General features: G+C 69.5%; 7 protein-coding genes and 1 pseudogene. 4 read left to right on the plus strand and 4 right to left on the minus strand.

The window, feature by feature from the left end; translation table 11 throughout:
* Nucleotides 1–319 precede the first annotated feature (319 nt).
* Nucleotides 320–5,104: an AAA domain-containing protein gene (locus C503_RS39310; protein WP_018682876.1), complete on the minus strand. Its 4,785-nt coding sequence runs from the start codon at nucleotides 5,102–5,104 to the stop codon at nucleotides 320–322.
* Nucleotides 5,105–5,446: 342 nt separating this feature from the next.
* Between C503_RS39310 and C503_RS0114195 the strand changes: the two genes are divergently transcribed.
* The gene (locus tag C503_RS0114195) at nucleotides 5,447–6,013 is read left to right on the plus strand and encodes a WD40 repeat domain-containing protein (RefSeq protein WP_018682877.1); all 567 of its coding nucleotides are present in this window, start codon (nucleotides 5,447–5,449) and stop codon (nucleotides 6,011–6,013) included.
* 250 nt (nucleotides 6,014–6,263) lie between these two features.
* Here C503_RS0114195 and C503_RS0114200 read toward each other — a convergent pair whose 3' ends face one another.
* Nucleotides 6,264–7,289: a Dyp-type peroxidase gene (locus C503_RS0114200; protein WP_245572481.1), complete on the minus strand. Its 1,026-nt coding sequence runs from the start codon at nucleotides 7,287–7,289 to the stop codon at nucleotides 6,264–6,266.
* 168 nt (nucleotides 7,290–7,457) lie between these two features.
* On the opposite strand from C503_RS0114200, the gene C503_RS0114205 reads away from it, so the two are divergent.
* Entirely contained in the window at nucleotides 7,458–8,780 is a 1,323-nt protein-coding gene (locus tag C503_RS0114205; protein WP_026316297.1) for a right-handed parallel beta-helix repeat-containing protein, read from the plus strand.
* Between the two features lie 12 nt (nucleotides 8,781–8,792).
* Here the strand turns inward: C503_RS0114205 and C503_RS0114210 are convergent, their stop codons facing one another.
* The gene (locus tag C503_RS0114210; RefSeq protein WP_245572482.1) at nucleotides 8,793–9,350 is read right to left on the minus strand and encodes a hypothetical protein; all 558 of its coding nucleotides are present in this window, start codon (nucleotides 9,348–9,350) and stop codon (nucleotides 8,793–8,795) included.
* 515 nt (nucleotides 9,351–9,865) lie between these two features.
* On the opposite strand from C503_RS0114210, the gene C503_RS0114215 reads away from it, so the two are divergent.
* A complete protein-coding gene (locus C503_RS0114215) occupies nucleotides 9,866–12,181 on the plus strand; it encodes an SdrD B-like domain-containing protein (protein ID WP_245572483.1) in 2,316 nt (771 codons plus the stop codon).
* A 44-nt stretch (nucleotides 12,182–12,225) separates the two neighbouring features.
* Here the strand turns inward: C503_RS0114215 and C503_RS39315 are convergent, their stop codons facing one another.
* A complete protein-coding gene (locus C503_RS39315) occupies nucleotides 12,226–16,272 on the minus strand; it encodes a caspase, EACC1-associated type (RefSeq protein ID WP_018682882.1) in 4,047 nt (1,348 codons plus the stop codon).
* A gap of 189 nt (nucleotides 16,273–16,461) precedes the next feature.
* On the opposite strand from C503_RS39315, the pseudogene C503_RS48870 reads away from it, so the two are divergent.
* Nucleotides 16,462–16,671: pseudogene (locus C503_RS48870) on the plus strand (hypothetical protein); the annotation flags it as partial.
* Nucleotides 16,672–16,746: the final 75 nt, after the last annotated feature.

Below are 16,746 nucleotides of genomic sequence, written 5' to 3' on the forward strand. Positions count from 1 at the left end.
AGGTCTCAGCCAAGGTGAGTTCGTCGAAACCACACACCACCAGGTCGACAGCGCGGGCGAAATCCACCTCCGGTTCCACTCGCTGAACCCTGGCATGCCTTATGGCGTCCAGTGGGCAACCTAGTGGTGCGACCCAGAACGCGTGTATCGGCGTGGCTGGCGGTGCCGCCGGGACGGCCTCGTACTGGATGTACTTGGTCGTTTCCGGCGGTGCCGTCAGGCACGTCGTGGGCGGGTCGAGACATGGTCGACGTTCTGGGTCGCACCACTTGCTTCCCGATCTGGACCTATCCTGTCGATGTGATCCGCTGGCGGGTGTCTAGGACGGGGGCAGGACGTAGCGGGTGCCTCGGGTCTGGCCGGTCTTGATCAACCGGCCTGCGGCGACCAGGGCGGTGAGGGTTTCCCTGGCGGCGGCGGTGCTGATGCCGTGGTCCTGTGCGACCTGGGTGGTGGACAGCGGCGCCGACTCGGCTTGCCGCAGGAGTGCCGCGGCCAGGTCACCCGGGGGCGGAACGGGCACCGGGGCCGGGTCGGGGACGAACAGGGCGGGCGGGTCGGAGATGAACGGGGCGGGCTGGTCGGAAACGAACAGGGTGAGCGGCTCGGAGTTCGAGGTCGGCTCTCCTGTCGTCGTGATCGGTTCTGTGAGCTGGAGCGTGTCCGGGAAATCGTCTTCCGGTTCTTCTCCTGCTGTGGTCGTGGGCTGCCAGGCGACCCGGTCCGGATTGGCTCGGTCGACGTGCGGGGCGATGCCCAGGGAGTCCAATGTGGACCACAGAGAGGTCAGTGCCGCCGCGCGGTCCAGGTAGTAACGGGACTCCCGGACACGCCAGAATGTCCAGCCGCAGCGTTTGAGTTCCTGTTCGCGTTGCAGGTCGGCTGCCCGTTGTTCCGGGGTGGTGTGGAAGGCGTCGCCGTCGCATTCGACGGCTAGTTTGCCGGATGCGCCGGTCACCACCAGGTCGATGCGCCTGCCGTTGGTTTCCACCTGTGGGGTCACGTGGTAGCCGCGGGCGGTGATGTCCAGGAACACGCGCTGCTCGAACAATGAGTCGAACGAGGTGTGCCGCTGGTCCGGGGAGACACCGGTCAGTGCATCGGGCAGTGGTGCGGTTCCGGTGCCCAGCATGTAGGTGAGCAGGGAGTTGCGCAGGTCGGAGGCGCGCAGCCGGTCGGCGGTCACCGAGTGGAACAGCCACAGTTGGTCCTGTGCTCGGGAAGCAGCCACGTTGAACCTGCGCTGGTACTCGTCGCGCGTCAACGGGGCGAAGTTCTGTTCCGGGGCGACCACCAACGACAACCACACCACGTGCCGTTCGTCGCCCTGGAAGTCCGGTGGGGTGCCGACCCGGAACCCGCGAGCGGTCCACTCCGCTGTGGACATTCGCTCGCCCAGCAGGGAGTTGATCAGCTCGACCTGCTTCTGGCCCTGGAGCACCACCACGCCGAAGGTCTTGCCGTCGTAGGCCGGGTCCGCCAGGCACGCCATGATCGAGTCCGCGATCGCCGCCGCCTCAAGCGGGTTGGTGAGCGTGGCGTTGCCGCCCTCGACGTAGGCGCCCTCGACGTACGTCGTGCGCAGTGGAGGAAGTCGGTCGGCGCCGAACTGGCGGACCGGGACCAGCGGGGCGTCGCGGTAGAACTCGTTCGACGACCAGTTGATGATCTCCGGCATGCAGCGGAAGTGCTCGCGCAGCCGCACCATCTGACCGAACCGCGAGCGCAGCATGGAGAAGATGCTCGACCTCGGGGTCAGGTCCGCGCGCAGGTAGCGCGGCACGTCCGGCAGCTCGGTCTCCAGCCGCTGGAAGATCGGATCGAGCGCGCCCGCGCCGATCTCCGACGGGGTGCACTGCTTGTCGTCGCCGACCACGATCACCCTGGGCGCGAGCCAGAGCAGGAAACTACTGGTCAGCTCGGCCTGGCTGGCCTCGTCCACGATGACCACGTCGAAGGCGTTCGGCGTCGGCGGGATCGAGGAGAGCACCTGCCGCACCGGCATCACCCAGGCTGGCACGGCCTCCTGCGCCACGGCCATCGCCTCGCGGGCGGCCTGACGGAACTGTTCGGCGTACTTGCCGGTGCCCTTGCCCACGCCTGCGATCGACGACCGGTAGCTCTGCAGGGCCTGCACCTGGCGCGCGGTCATCCGCTCCATGGCGGCCTTCCACGCCTTCGCCGCGGCGAGGTCGGCGGTCAGCCCGGCGATCTCGCGGGTGGCGTTGTCCAGGTCCGCGTCGAGTTCGGCCTCGCGGCCCGGCCTGCTCTGTTCCTCGATCCACTGCCGCGCGGTCGACCACGCCCACGCGTGCGGCCAGCGGGCCTGCCGGTCGCGCCAGCACGGGTCGTCGACGGTCTCGGTGAGGTGCTCGTACAGCGCCGGTGCGGCCGTACGCAGGCGGACGGCCAGCCGGTCGTTGAGGGTCTGGTCGCTCTGCTGATGCCGGGCGAGTTCCAGGTCGACCATGGCGGCCCGGTAGCCCCCGGTGTCCAGCTCGCGGAGGGCGGTCGCGGCGTTCTCCAGCTCCGGAGGCCGGGCGGCCACGGGCACCGCCGCCACCACGCCGTCGGCGAGCCGATTCAGCTCAGCCCTGGCCAGCGCTGCCTGGTTGCTCGCGGCGACCGCCGCCGCCACCGACGCGATCAGGTCCAGGGTGTCGAGCGAGGTCGCCCGCGGGCGGGCGGGCACCGGCAACGTCGAAAGGGGCCGGTCCAGACCTACCTTGGCGGCGAGCGCGTTCGCCGCCAGGGTGCACACGTGCTTGATCTGGCGCAGGCGCTCCACCAGCGACGTGCGCTCCAGCCCCAGCGGGATCTCCAACCCCAGGGGCGCGAACCCGGACGCCAGCACCTTGGCCACGGCCAGCACCCGCAGGTGCTTCTCCGCTGTCGCGGCAGCCTCGGCGGTGGTCACCGGCGCGCCGTTGACCAGCACGTCCTGCCCGATCGCCTCGACGGCTTTCTGCTCGTCGCTCTTGAACAGCTTGCGCACGGACTTGCCCGAACCGAGGGCGGCGGCGAAGCGCTGGTAGACGGCCGCGGCCGACTCGGGATCCACAGCGGGGGCCACGGCCACGGGCGTGAACCCGATCTGCCCGTCGAGCTCGATCGCGGTGTCGATCGAGGGCAGCAGGCCCGCCGCCCGCTGCCAGAGCACCAGCGACGTCCCGCCGAGCAGCGTGTCCACCAGGCCGGTCGCCCACGCCACGTCCGTCGGCGCGGCCCGCAGCTCCGCGTTGGCCTCGGTCACCGCCAGGCACGCGGTGTCGAGCTCGTGCAGCGCCTGCCCAGGCAGTTCGGCGAGCACCGCCACGAGACCGCTGCCGTCCGCGGCGTTCACCACGTCGCCGCGCTCCACCTGTGCGACCAGGTTCGCGACCGCGGTGTCCGACGGGAGCGTGTCCGCGGGCGGGATCTGCTGACCGCGGCGGGACCTGCGCTGTTCGGAATCGGTGCGCACCAGGTCGGTCAGCCGGACCAGCTCGGCTGGGTCCAACGGCAGATCCCCGACCACGGCGCCGGGAACCCAGCCGTCGGTCTCCGCGCGCGAGCCGACCAGCTTGGCGATGTCGGCGAGCGTGCCGCCGTACTCCGGGGCGATGTCGGGGTGCCGGTACGTCTCGGACTCGCGCAGCGCCCGGATCCGTTCCAGGACAGCGGCGCGGTTCGACCTGGCCGCCGTCCGTCGGGCGGACAGGTCGGCGATGGTCCGCGCGGAGGCGGTCGGGTTGAAGTCGGCCCACGTCCCGGCGAGCGAGCTGACGCTGCGGGTCAGGTCCGAGTTCCCCCGTGCCGAGCTGTCGGTCAACGACACGCACAGGTCGCGCATCTGGTGCGGGAGCTTGTCGCGGAGTACCCGCAACGCCTGGGCTTTCTCCGCGGTGACCAGGATGCGTTGACCGCGGGCGAGCAGGGCGCTGACCAGGTTGGCGATCGTGTGCGTCTTGCCGGTCCCCGGCGGCCCCTCCACGACGACCCCGCTGTCGTGGCTGAGCCGGTTGATGATCTCGGCCTGATCCTCGTTCGCGGGCAACGGGAACAGCGGGTCCTCGGCCAGTTCCGCAGCGCCAAGGCCACCGTTGCGCTCCAGCCAGCTCAGCCGCTCGCCGGGCTCGAACGGTTCGACGAGCTGCGCCAAGCCGAGCGGTACGGGCGTGGCGTCGTCCGCCAACGACTTGGTGATGGCGTCGTAGTACTCCCGCAGGGCAAACGCGCCGCGCTGCCGGGCGACGAGCGACGGGGTCACGGCGAGCCGTGTCGTCTCCCCCATGGGCAGGGTCCACTCATCGCTCACCTTGTGGCTGGTCGTCAGCGACCGGTCCGCCCACTCCTTGAGGTAGGGGGCGAGGGCCGGGTCGAGCGGCGAGGCGACCGACTCGAACAGCCGGTCGCGCAGCACCACGTTGCCGGTCTGGTCGAACAGGGGCAGACCCGCCAGCAGCTCCTCGGCCTCCAGCCGGATCGCGCTGCCCGGGGCGAGCGCGCACACCATGTCCCCGGTCGCGGGGTCCTGCTCGACGATGACCGACTGGGTGATCAGGTGGATGCGGACCTCGCGCTCCCCCTCGTCCCCCGGTGCGTGCAGCAGTCCGGCGGCCAACACCAACTCCACCGACTCGGGCCGTTCCCTGGCCATGCGGTGCAGCTCGAACAACTTCTGGTGCACCTCTGCCCGCGGCCTGCGCAACCGGTCCTCGACAGCCCACGCCTGCCACTCTCGCGACCACCGCTCGAAGGCCGCGGCCAGCCCCGGGACGTCGACCGCCCGAGTCCGTTCCTCGTCGCCGGGGAGCAGCCGAGCGTCCACCAGTACGGGCGCGCTGTGCGCACCCGACGTCCGGCGCACCCAGGGAAGGATTTCCCGCGGACAGGGCGGCTCCGGTTCGAGGACGATCCGCTCCGCCCGCAGCACCTCGTCCTCGGGGCCCAGGGCGGGACGCACGGTGATGTGTCTGGCGGCGTCGGCGAGCAGCAGGTGCGACTGGTAGCCGCTGATCTTGAGAACGGGCTTGGACTTGGCCACCGCCAGCCTGCGGAGCACCCCCATCAGCCTGCGCACCTTGTCGCGCAGGACGGCGTCGTGCTCGGGGAGCTGGGCCACGGGTGACTGCCCTTCGGGGTAACGCGCCGTTCCGGGTGGATCAGCGGGGAGGTACTTGTGGTCGTCACCTGTAATCGTGCACTACCGACGAGCTGTCACACACGGAGGCGCAATTGGCCCATTCGGCCTATCGGCCAATACTCTGCGTAGGCGGCGGGCCGTTCACTGTCTTGTGGCTGGTTGATTGTGGTGCTGCCGGGCGATGCAGTGCGGTTGTGCGTGGTCGGGAACCGAGTTCGACATGGTCGTTCGACCGCCGGTAGCCGGCCTGCTTGATCGAAAGCGGTGGCGGCGTTGCGCATTCGTCTCGGCTGGACCGGGTCCGCCCGACATACTGGGCCGGTGATCAGCACCGAGCGGTTCGCTGGACATCCCGGGCTGGTCCACGGCCTGACCACCTCGCCGGATGGCCGAACGCTCGCCACAGGCGGTGAGGACGGCACGGTGCGGTTGTGGGATCTGGCCACCAGCAGGCAGTTGTCCTGCCTGCGACCCCGGGTCGGTGGCGTCAACGCCTTGAACTGGGACGCGGGACAGTCGGGTTTGTCGGTCGCAGGCAATGAAGGTCTGGTCACCTGTGCCTTGGGCGTACCCGTGTGGTTGCGCAGCGGGTCACCTACCGTGGCGCTCGCAGGCTGCGCAGGCTCGCTGTTCTTCTCCGACGATATGGGGCGGGTTTTCCAGCACGGCCGCGACGAGCCCCTTTTCACCACTGCCTCCACTGTTCTCTGTCTGGTCGTGGTGGAGGGATATGGCGTCGCGGGTTGTGCCGACGGATTGGTCACCGCGTGGAAGCGCGACACGCAGTCCCACATAGCGTCAGTGCGCAGGCCCGACGCCACGGCCGGGTTGAGCTTCGACGGGAACAACATCGTGATCGCCACGCACGCGGGGACGCGATGCACGTAGGACTTCCAGCGTGAATCCGTGGTCGAACTTCCTACCGAGGATCGGGTTTGCGCCGCGGTGGTGCACGAGGATCGAAGAATCCGGTCGTGGCGGTCGGTGTGGGTCGGTCCGGTGGTCGGGGACGGCGCGGAGGTCGAGTTGCGTGGGCACCGGGGCGGGGTGCGAGCGCTTGCTGTCGACTTGGGGTGTTCGTCCAAGGGTTCCGTCACGGCCGCCTACAGCCGTTTCTCGGTCGAGTCGGGTCGATGGGCTACCGGTGGAACAGGGTGGCGCCCAGGGGGTGGGCTTGGTCGAATCCGGGGAGGATCAGGAAGGTCGCGCTGGCGGTGGTTGTGGTGAAGGGCAGTAGGGCGTCGTCGTCGGTCATGTGGGTGAGGGTGTCGGTGAAGGTTTGGAGGTCGTTCTGGAAGCTGATGAAAAGGAGGCCGGGGGTCGGTTCGGCGATGCTGTAGGAGCGGCGCAGCATGAGGCCGACGCCTACCGCCGTTGAGTGGGCTCGGCGGGTGTGGGCGTCTGCGGGGATCAAGTATCGGCCGTCTGGGGTTTTGGCGCCCAGGTCCGGGTCGGTGGTGATGGTGCCGCCTGATAGCGGTTCACCGGTGCGGCGGCGGCCGAAGATCGCTTCCTGGGTGGCGACTGGTAATGCCGCGAAGCGCGGGAGGTCCAGTTCCATGCGGCGGAGTACGGCGATGGTGGCGTTTGCTACCGGGGGTGGGCCGGGTAGCCACAGGTTTCGTTGTTGTTGGGCGGGGGTGTGTGGGCCGACTATGCCGTCGATGAAGCCGAATTGGTTGCGGGGGGCGGTGCGGCCTTGGCCCAGTGGGACGGTTGAGCCGCGGTGGGCGGACTGGCGCCAGCGTTCTTGTGTGCGGTTGCCTGCTTGGGTCAGCAGGGCGGCGGCGGTGATTGGGGGGACTACCGCGTCGGTGGCGCAGATTTGGATCAGTAGGTCGCCGCCGCGGGCTTGGGGGGTGATCTGTTCGTGGGGGAACTGTGGGAGGTCCGTTGTGCCGGGGAGGGCTGGGTCGGCCATGCGGACGAGGCGGGGGCCGATGCCGATGGTCACGGTGAGGTCGCCTGGGGATAGGCCTAGCAATCGGGGGTCGGTTCCTGCGGTGAGGGCGCGGATGGTCTCGCCCAGTTCGGCCAGGAGCGGGCCGATGGGTACGTCATTGTCGACGTCGAGTGTCACGGCCAGCAGGTTGGACTGGGCCTGTTGGGGGATTGTGATGCCCACTTGGAAAAGGCCGGTCGGCGATACCGGGGCGATCGGCACCGGAGATTCCGACTGGTCGCCATCAGGTTTGCACGCGGCGATGAACCCGGCGGACAACGTGGTGCCGAGAAAGGTGCGGCGGGATGGTCGTGCGGAGCGGCCCACCACCGGAGAGTGCCACATTCGACCTATCGCGGGCGAATCCGGTGGGCGTGCCACACTGGGGGCATGCCTCGTTTCGGTCTTGCCGTGGTCTTGGCGGTGCCGGTTCTCGCATTGGCGGGCTGCGGCGCGGACGACGGATCGGGCAATGGCAAGCGGCCGGAGGGTGTGAACGTGACCATCCGGGTTCCCGCCGACGCGCCGACGGTGTCCGCCGCGGTGTTGCTTGCCCGGCCTGGGGATCTCGTGCTGATCGCGCCGGGTGTCTACCGTGAGTCGGTCAGGGTGGGTACGGAGCACGTCACCGTTCGCGGGGAGTCTCGGGATGGGGTTGTCGTCGATGGGCAGTTGCGGCAGGCGAACGGGATTGTGGTCACCGCGCCCGGGGTCGCGGTGCAGAACCTGACCGTGCGGAACAACACCCAGAACGGGGTTCTGGTCACCGGTTCGGCGAAGGCGGCGGGCGAGTCGCCCGGGGATGGTGGTTATGACACCGGAGACGAACCGGTCGCGCTCTTGAAATCGTTCCTGGTGTCCCATGTGACCGCCACCCGTAATGGGTTGTACGGCATCTACGCCTTCTCTGCGCAGAATGGCGTCATCGAGCACTCGTACGCGTCGGGCTCCCCCGACTCGGGAATCTATGTGGGACAGTGCAAGCCCTGTCGCATCGTGGTGCGGGACAACGTCGCCGAGCTGAACGCGGTCGGGTACGAGGGCACGAACGCCAGCGGGGAGATGTACGTCGTCGGCAACCGGTTCGTCGGCAACCGGGTGGGGCTCACGACGAACTCCGACCACCAGGAGAAGTTGCTCCCGCAGCAGGGGGCGTTCATCGCGGGCAATCTGGTCTCGGAGAACCAGCAGGCCGAGACGCCCGAGCAGGCCGATGGTGGTTGGGGTATCGGGATCGGCGTGGATGGCGGTAGCGAGAACAAGTTCGTCCGCAACCGGGTCGGCGGCAACACCACCGCGGGGCTGGTGATCACCGCGACCGCCGACATACCGCCCAACGACAACCAGGTCGTGGACAATGCGTTCGCGGCCAACGGTGTCGACGTGGGCTGGACGTTCCCCACCGCCACCCGTGGCCGGGGCAACTGCCTGCACGGCAACGAGCTCACGACGACCGCGCCCGCCCAGCTGGTGGCGACCGCGGTGTGCCCGGCCTCGGAGCAATCTCCGTCTGCCACCTGGGTCACTCCGAAGCCGCCTCGGGGTATTCCGTTCACCGATGTCGCGGCGCCCGCCCCGCAGCCGCAGTTCCCGAACGCCGCCACCGTCGGTCCGACCGTCGTCCCGGAGATCCCCGAGCTGCCGGACGTCGCGAGTGTCCCGCTGCCGTCGGTGTCGCTGCTCGCCGATCGTGCGTCGGTGCGAATGTCTTGAACTACTCGTGCACTACGGAGTCGGGGCAACTCCCGGTGCAGGCTGCACCGGGACGTACGGCCGGGTGTCGAAGTCGATGACCACCGGCTTCGTCTCGGACGCGACATCGGCCTGCACTCGGTGCATTGTGCCGTCCGAGTCCACCCAGTAGCGCACATTGCCCGTGGTGCCGGGCTTGGCGCGTGCGCCCGGCCCGGCCATGATGTCCACGTGGCGACCGGCCACCTGGTCGTCACCGATCCAGACGGCGCCGTTCTGTGGCAACAGTTCCGCGTTGTCCGGCCGGTCGCTGCCCAGACCGAGGGCGATGAGCAGCGAGCTGTCCAGCGCACTGCCGGTCGTACTCAGTGGACGGTTGTGCCAGCCGGACCCGGGTGGTGTCGCCGGAGCCTCTGCCGGGGCACCCGCCATCGGGTGGATGAAGACGGCGGCGGTGGTCCATTGGATCAATCCGTCACTGGAGGTATCGCGCCCGGTGCCGTGCACCACGCCGTAGCCGAGTCCGGCGCGGTAGTCGACGGATCCGGTGATGGCCAATCCGCCCGCGGTGGTCGGCACGGTAATAGTCACCGCGCGGCCTCCCGTTTGGTAGTTGAGAAACCGAGTGATCGCAAGCCGATTCACCTCGTCCGAGGTCAACGGCCGTGGACCACTCGGAGTAGAACGTGAATCGACCATCAGGAATGCGCCGATGCCGACCATCACAACGGCGGCGAAACCGATGATGACCAGCGTCGACCGCCGACTCCACGAGAGAGGCCGCCGAACTCGGATGCTCCACACACAGCAGGACGTTAACAGGCCGTTGAATTCACCCGGATGATTCACCCGAACGCCCGCACACGAAGAGACGGCATTCTGGTTATCTGGGTCGGTTCGCGGCGACTTCCACAAGGGGGAGAGCAATGACCCGGACGACCTCGGCGTTTGTCGGCAGACCGGCGCGAGCGGGAGCAGCGGTTCTGTTACTCGTCGGCAGCGCGATGACCGGCATCACGACCGGGACGGCCGCCGCTGCCGCGGACGGCACGTTAACCGTCCAGGTATTACGAGACTTTTTCGGGACCGGCGTCATCAATGCGACGATGGATGTGCCGCAACACGGCATGAAAGTCGATGTCACCGACCCGCAAGGCCATCACGTCAACGGCACCACCGACAGCACCGGCAAGGTCGTGGTACCGCCGTCCACCCCGCTGACCGGCGGCCGGTACCGCGTCGACGTCACCGTTCCGGCGCCCTTCAGCGACTATCTGCGCGCCGCGCCCGCGTCGACGGCGACCAACCACTTCGACAGTTTCACCACCTTCGTGGACGTGTCCGACGGCAAGAACGACTCGGTGATCACCGGGGTCTGGAACGCCGCCGACTACACCCTGCCGGACTCCCGGTACTTCATCCCGGTCCACAATGGACCAAGCGGGACCGACACCCGGGCGCTGGTGGCGTTCGGGGTGAACACGCGGGGCACGTGTCCCGCCGACGTCGCGTGCCCGACCACGCTCGCCACGCAGGCCCAGCTGGGCACGACGTTCGGCGTGGCCTACGACAAGTACCGGCACCGGCTGTTCCAGAGCGCGTTCGCCCGGCGGCACACCCGCTACGGGCCGGACGGCGGCGACGCGATCCACACCGTGCCGCTCGACGGCGGCGGCGCGCCTGCCCTGTTCGCCAAGGTGCCGGGCGCCGCGGTGACGCCACACGACACCGCGAACATGATCAAGGACGGCGGGTTCACCGGCGCGCCCGGCAAGGAGAGTCTCGGTGGACTGGCCCTGTCGGAGGACGGTTCCACGCTGTACACGGTGAACCTGCTGACGCGAACCCTGGTCACCTTCGACGCGACGGGCGACACCGCCCCGGCGCCCCGGACCGTGGTGCCGATCCCCGACCCGGGCTGCGCGGCGCTCACCGACTGGCGACCGTTCTCCGTCACCGCGCACGACCACACCCTCTACGTCGGCGGGGTGTGCAGCGCGGAAAGCACCCAGAACCGCGCCGACCTCAAAGCCGTCGTCTACGCCTATGACGGCTCGCAATTCACCACGGTGCTGACCCAGCCACTGGATTTCGGGCGCGGCGAGGTCCTCGTCGGCGTTCCCGCGGGCGCGCAGGGCAACCACTGGAACCCGTGGAACACCGCTCTGTCCACCTGGGACAAGCATGACGTGAACGGCGGTGGCGCGATGATAGATCCGCAGCCGCAGCTGGCCACGCTGGCTTTCGCGCGGGACGGGTCGATGGTCCTCGGTTTCCGCGACCGGTTCATGGACGTGGTGGCCTGGGGTGCGTTGGATCCCCGACCGGGCAACAACAGCGTGGAGAACGGTTTCTCCGGTGGAGATATCAACATGGCCTGCGTCAAACCCGCGGGCGGGTATGCCTGGGAGGGCACCGGGGATTGCCCGAACCACGCGAGCAACACCGACAACGGTCAGGAAGGCCCTGGCGTGGTCGAGTACTTCGCCGGCGACTACTTCGCCCCGCAGGGCCCCACGACGCGCGGGCCGCATCAGGAGACCGCGCAGGGTTCGGTCGCGTATATCCCGCGACAGCAGTGGGTCGTCAGCACCCAGATGGACCCGACGATTCACGTGAGCACCGGCGGAACCGGGTATTACGACATCAAGACCGGCCAGGGCCCCGGCAACAACGCACCCGCCAACGCCTACGAGTTCCTCGCTCCGAACCAGAACGGCTTCGGCAAGTCGGGTGGACTCGGCGCCATCGCCTACCAGACGGCGAACGCGCCCATTCAGATCGGCAACCTGGTGTGGTTCGACGGTGACCACAACGGCATCCAGGACCCGGGTGACGTGCGGCTGCCGAACGCCACGATCAACCTGTTGGACGCGGACGGCAAGCAGGTCGCCACGACCAGGACCGACGCGGCGGGCGAGTACTATTTCGGCGGCGTGGGCGCGGCCTACGAGCTGACGCGGGGAGCCAAGTACACGGTGCAATTCAATGTCTGCACCGCGAACACCGACAAGGTCACCGGGCAGCCGCCCGCCACCGATCTGCGGTTCACCCTCCCGTTGGTCGGGGACGACCGTGTGCATGATTCCAACGTGACCCCGCCGACCACCGGACAACTGTGCAACGGGTTCGGGCCCGTCACGGCGCCGAACGAACCCGGCGAGGTCGACCACACCATCGACGCCGGTGTCTACATCCCGCAGCCGCAACCGACAACCACGCCCTCCCCCACGCCTTCGCCGACGACGAGCGTGCCACCTCCGGCGTCGAGCACCCCGGCGCCGAGCGGCAAGCAGTCCGGTTCCCTTGCCAGCACAGGTGTTTCGGGTCTGCCGTGGCTGATCGGCCTCGGCGTCCTCGCACTCGGCGCGGGCACGGCGCTCGCCTTCGCAAGCCGAAAACGACGCGCCAAGGAAGACTGAAAACGAACAGGCATGGCCCCGCCCCTCATTATGAGTGGCGGGGCTTACCTATTGGTGCGCCGGTCTCCCGGGGACGAGTACGGCAGCCGTTCGGACATGACGGAGAAATAGCGGTGCCTCGACCACAGCGCCCGGTTCCCGATGACGTACAGACGGTACTTCGCCCGGCTGGCCGCCACGTTCACCAGGTTCGGACTGCCTGCCGCCCACGCGCGGGCGCCGTCCTGCGTCGGATTGCCGCCCAGGACCAGGACGACGATGTCCGCCTGCTTTCCCTGGGCGGTGTGAATGGTCCCCGCCACCATGCCGGTATACCGGCCTGCCGCCTTGCGCACCTCGTTCGACACCTCGCGGAACGGTGCGATCACCATGACCTCGGACATCGGGAAGCCCAGGTTGTCGAGCGCCTTCAGCACGGTCTCCAGCTGCTCGCCCTCCGCCGGGATCCAGTGCCTGCCTGCGCTCTCCCCGACGACATCGATCCACTTCGACGCGGGCAGGCTCGGGTACCGGGCGTCGAACGCGGCCGCCCCGCGCGGGTCGGCGGCGTGGATCATCGTCCCGTCGTAGGCGATGTCGTTGGCTATCCCGAACATCGGCTCCTGGCAACGGCGGTGCACGGTCAGCGGGGCGCCCACCCAGATGTCCTCGTCCTCGCCGTGCAGGGTGGTCCCCCACCGCGTGACGCGGTCGGCCAGCTGCTGCACCGAGGAGGGCCCGGTGAGCCATTCCGGGGCGACGCCGAACTCGTTGCGGATCGCCTGTTCGGCGGGGAACGGCACGCCGCAGATCGGTTCCAGCTGCAGGGGGTCGCCGACGATCACCGCGTGCCGGGAACGCCACAGGGCACCCACGGCGCTCTGCGGGGGCGCCTGGCCCGCCTCGTCGATCAGCAGCCAGCCCAATGACTCCGCCGTCAGGTGTCGGAACATCCGGGCGAACGAGGAGAAGGTCGTCGACACTACCGGGACCACCAGGAACAGTGCCTGCCACGCGGTCAACGCCGCGGCGGCCGGGATGTCCCGCGGCGCGCTGCCCTCCAGGATGTCGACGGCGCCGTGCAGTGTCTTCCGCAGCTTGCTCGCGGTGTGCTGGAGGAACTCCTTGTGCAGGCGGAGGGCGGCGAGGAACAGTTCGGTCCGGGCGCCGTTCCACTCCGGATCGTTCCACGGCGCGGCCAGCTCTCGGCGGTCGCGGTCGTCGTGCCAGCCGTCGCCGGGGAAGTGGTCGCCGTACCGCGCCCGCGCTCGTGACACCTCCTCGTTCGCCGCGTCCAACCGCGCCTGGGCGTGCCGCATGGCTTCGGCCGCGCGGGCCGCCGACACCCGCTGCTGCTCCGCGATACCCGACAACCGCGTCACTTCCTGGCGCGCGGCACCGCGGGCGTGGTCGGCGGCTTGGATCCGCTCGACGATTTTCGAGTCCGCCGCGCGCCACTCCCGGGTGACGCGGCCCCAGGACATCAGCCGCTCCAGGAAGCCGGGTTTGCTGCCCTGGTGCACCTTCCGCAGGTCCACCTGTCTACCCAGCTCCTGGTCCCAGGCGAGTCCGGTGTCGTGGGCGGCCTGCTGGAGTTGCCGGACCTCGGCCACCCGCCGCTCTGCCGCAGCAAAGTCGCGTGTGGACTGTCCCAAGGCCACTGTCACTACGGGAATCTCGCGCATTGCCTCGTAGGCACGCTGCCGTGTGGACTGTCCCGACTCGGCCGCGGCGAGGGCGCGCCGGAAGTCGGCCACCGCCTCCGCCCAGGCGCGCTCGGGACCGCTCTCCTCGTACCGTTTGAGGATCACCCGCATCCCCGGCCTGCCATCGCGCGGGCCGTACCAGAACGCGCTCACGAAGGTGCCGCGGTTGGCCTTGTTCCCCAGCCGCGCGGCCAGCAGTGCCCAACCCGCGCCCTCGCTCGCCCCGCGCTCCTCGGTGCCGAGCAGCGCCGAACCGATACCCGGGAAGTAGTCGACCGCGGCCGCGGCGGCACGCCAGCTGTCGTCGATGGCGTCGCGGGCGGGCATCTCGTCGGTGACGTTCTCGACCGCGCCGTTGTTCGCCGACGCGACCACCATCTCGTGGCCGGTGATCCCGGGTACCAGCCGGTACAGCCGCCGCGTGTAGTCGCCGGTCTGCCACGTGTCGGTGTCGCCGGTGAACGCGTCGTCGGGGCGGCGCAGCCCGGCCAGGGCGGTCGCGCGCCGCACGACCAGACCGGCGACCAGGTCGCGCAGCATGGTCGTCTTCCCGGTGCCGGGCGGCCCGTTGACGCCGAGCACGCCGCCCGGTTCGTCCGCCGTCGACGCGCACCGGGCGACGGCCAGCTGCTGCCCGAGGGCCAGCGCGTGCGCCGGATCGGCAGGCCAGCGGCCCAGGGGCAGCCGCGCGGGCGCGACCGCGTCGAGTACCTCGTCCAGTCGGGTGCGCACGTCCACGCGTGCCGTCGGGTCGAGCTGGGCCTCAGGCCGTAGAAAGGCGCGCAATGCGGTGCTCGCGGTGCCCTCGCGGATCCGGTCGGCGACGGTGACCAGGTCCTCGACGATCATGCTGTTGAGGAAGTCGAGGCCGTCGGCGCCGTGCGCGTTGCGCTTGCTGACGATCATGCTCTCGATCCGGATCTCACCGTGTGGCACGGCGGCGCCCAGGCGCACCAGGTCCTCGACCATCTGCAGGCAGTACGCGAGCAGGTCGTCGTCGACCGGCGGCCCGTCCTCGTTGCCCGGCCCGGCCTTGTCGCTGTCCGGGCCGGTCAGCCCGGCGAACAGCCGGTCGAACTCCCGGCGCACGCCGTCGAACCCGGTGAGCCAGCCGGGTGCGTCCGGCCCGGGGTTGAGCAGCCTGCCCGTCGCCCAGGCGCAGGTGGACAGCACCTGCGAGTCGACGATCGCCCGCCCGTCCTGGGCGACGGCGAACGCGGCCAGCGCGCTCTCCCCGCCGGGGCGCTCGTCGTAGCTGGTCTCGTCGGGCGCGAAGACCGAGTGCAGGATGTCGAACACCGGCTCGATCTGGTGCACGCCGAGGTACACCATGTGCCGCCAGACCTGCTTGTCGGTGAGCTTCCGGCTCGCCAGCTCGTGCTCCGGCTGCCAGGGCAGCGGCTCGCCGGGCACGACCCGCACGCGCAGCTCGCGCTTGTTCACCCGCTTGACCTTCTGCGGTGAGAACATCTCGACCGCCCGCCAGAACTCGACGACCCGCGCGCGCCCGGCATCGGTCCCGGCATCGGAGAATGTCCGAGCGCCCTCGGTGCGATCGGCCCGTGCCCTTCGGAGCACGACCGACTGGCGGTTCGCGTCGTCGAGCACCTGCTCCAGCAACCCACCACGGCGGCGATGTGGCGGCGGGGGTGGCGGCTCGGATGATCCGCCCTTCCCGGCACCTCGGACGAGAGCAAGTCGCTCCCCATTGTTCGTCCCCCGCCGCTGTGGTTCCGGCAACCCGAGGCCGAGCAGCTCGGTGCGCACGGACTGGTAGATCTCGTCCAGTGTCAGCGGCTTGGGCGCGGCGAGTGCCCGCAGCAATGCGCCGGTGAACGCGGTGTGCCGCTCCCCCGGCGGGGCGGCGGACGGCCTGGTGGCCGGGCTGGAGGTGAGGGTGTAGGTGCCGTTGAGCTGGAGCTGGCCCGCCACCAGCGCCTCGGGTCCGGCCATCGCCGAGATGGCCTGGCCGGAGAAACAGCTGTCCAGGATGAGCACCCGCACCCGGGCGGCGGCCTGGCCGAGATCCTGTTTGATCCGGGACACCGCGAGGCTGCTGTACGCGGCGTTGTCCGGCTCCGTGTCGTGCAGGGCCAGGTGCAGATCGCCGCCGGAGTCGAGCAGGCCGTGCCCGGCGTAGTAGACGAGCAACAGGTCGACGGCCTCCCGGCTGGCCTTGCCGAGCGCGGACCCGACCTCGGCCACCGAGGTGGGTCGGTGCAATCCGGCGACAGCGCAGTGCGCCGGTTCGAACACTCCGCGCGTCGAATCGGTCAGAGTTTCTCGGAGCGCAGACAGGTTGTTGACCACGGCCGGGATGGCGGCGAGCGCCGGGGAGTCGTAGTCACCTGCTCCGATCAATACCGCTCGCGACCGCCCCGCCGTGGGGAACCACGCGCCGCTCATCCGCCGACCACGGATCCGACAGGGCCGACCTGCCCGGACTTGATCAAGATCACCGCGACATCATGCCGGCGGTCGGCGCAGCCATGAGGGCACGGACGAGAACTCGCGTCGAACGGACCAGCGGGCTTCCGCCCCCGACATGCGGCCATTGGCCTCTTCCCGGTCCGGAACGCGCACCACCGGGCTACGATGCCCCGACCGCCTGGGAGGCACCACGTCAATCATGGCTCGGCGTGCGAGCGGATTTCGGCGCGGTTCGGTCCTTATCGGGAGCTGGTACTGGTTGCCGAGGTCGACGGGGTGGTGGTGGGCGGCGCGAGTGTCATCGTGACGCCGTTGCTTGAGTGGGGAGTGGTGACCGCTCATCTCGACTACGTCTACGTGCTCCCGGAGTCTCGCGGACGCGGATTGTTGCGGCCACCGGTGGATGCCTGCCGGGAGTTCGCCTGCGGGTTGTTCGCACTGGGGCCGGTT

This window comes from Actinokineospora enzanensis DSM 44649, assembly GCF_000374445.1.
GTDB lineage: Bacteria > Actinomycetota > Actinomycetes > Mycobacteriales > Pseudonocardiaceae > Actinokineospora > Actinokineospora enzanensis.

Bases quoted from the DNA above. Each gene is read 5' to 3' on its own strand.
- C503_RS0114205 (WP_026316297.1), top strand. From the start codon at position 7,458: ATGCCTCGTTTCGGTCTTGCCGTGGTCTTGGCGGTGCCGGTTCTCGCA.
- C503_RS39315 (WP_018682882.1), bottom strand. From the start codon at position 16,272: ATGAGCGGCGCGTGGTTCCCCACGGCGGGGCGGTCGCGAGCGGTATTG.
- C503_RS0114215 (WP_245572483.1), top strand. From the start codon at position 9,866: ATGGATGTGCCGCAACACGGCATGAAAGTCGATGTCACCGACCCGCAA.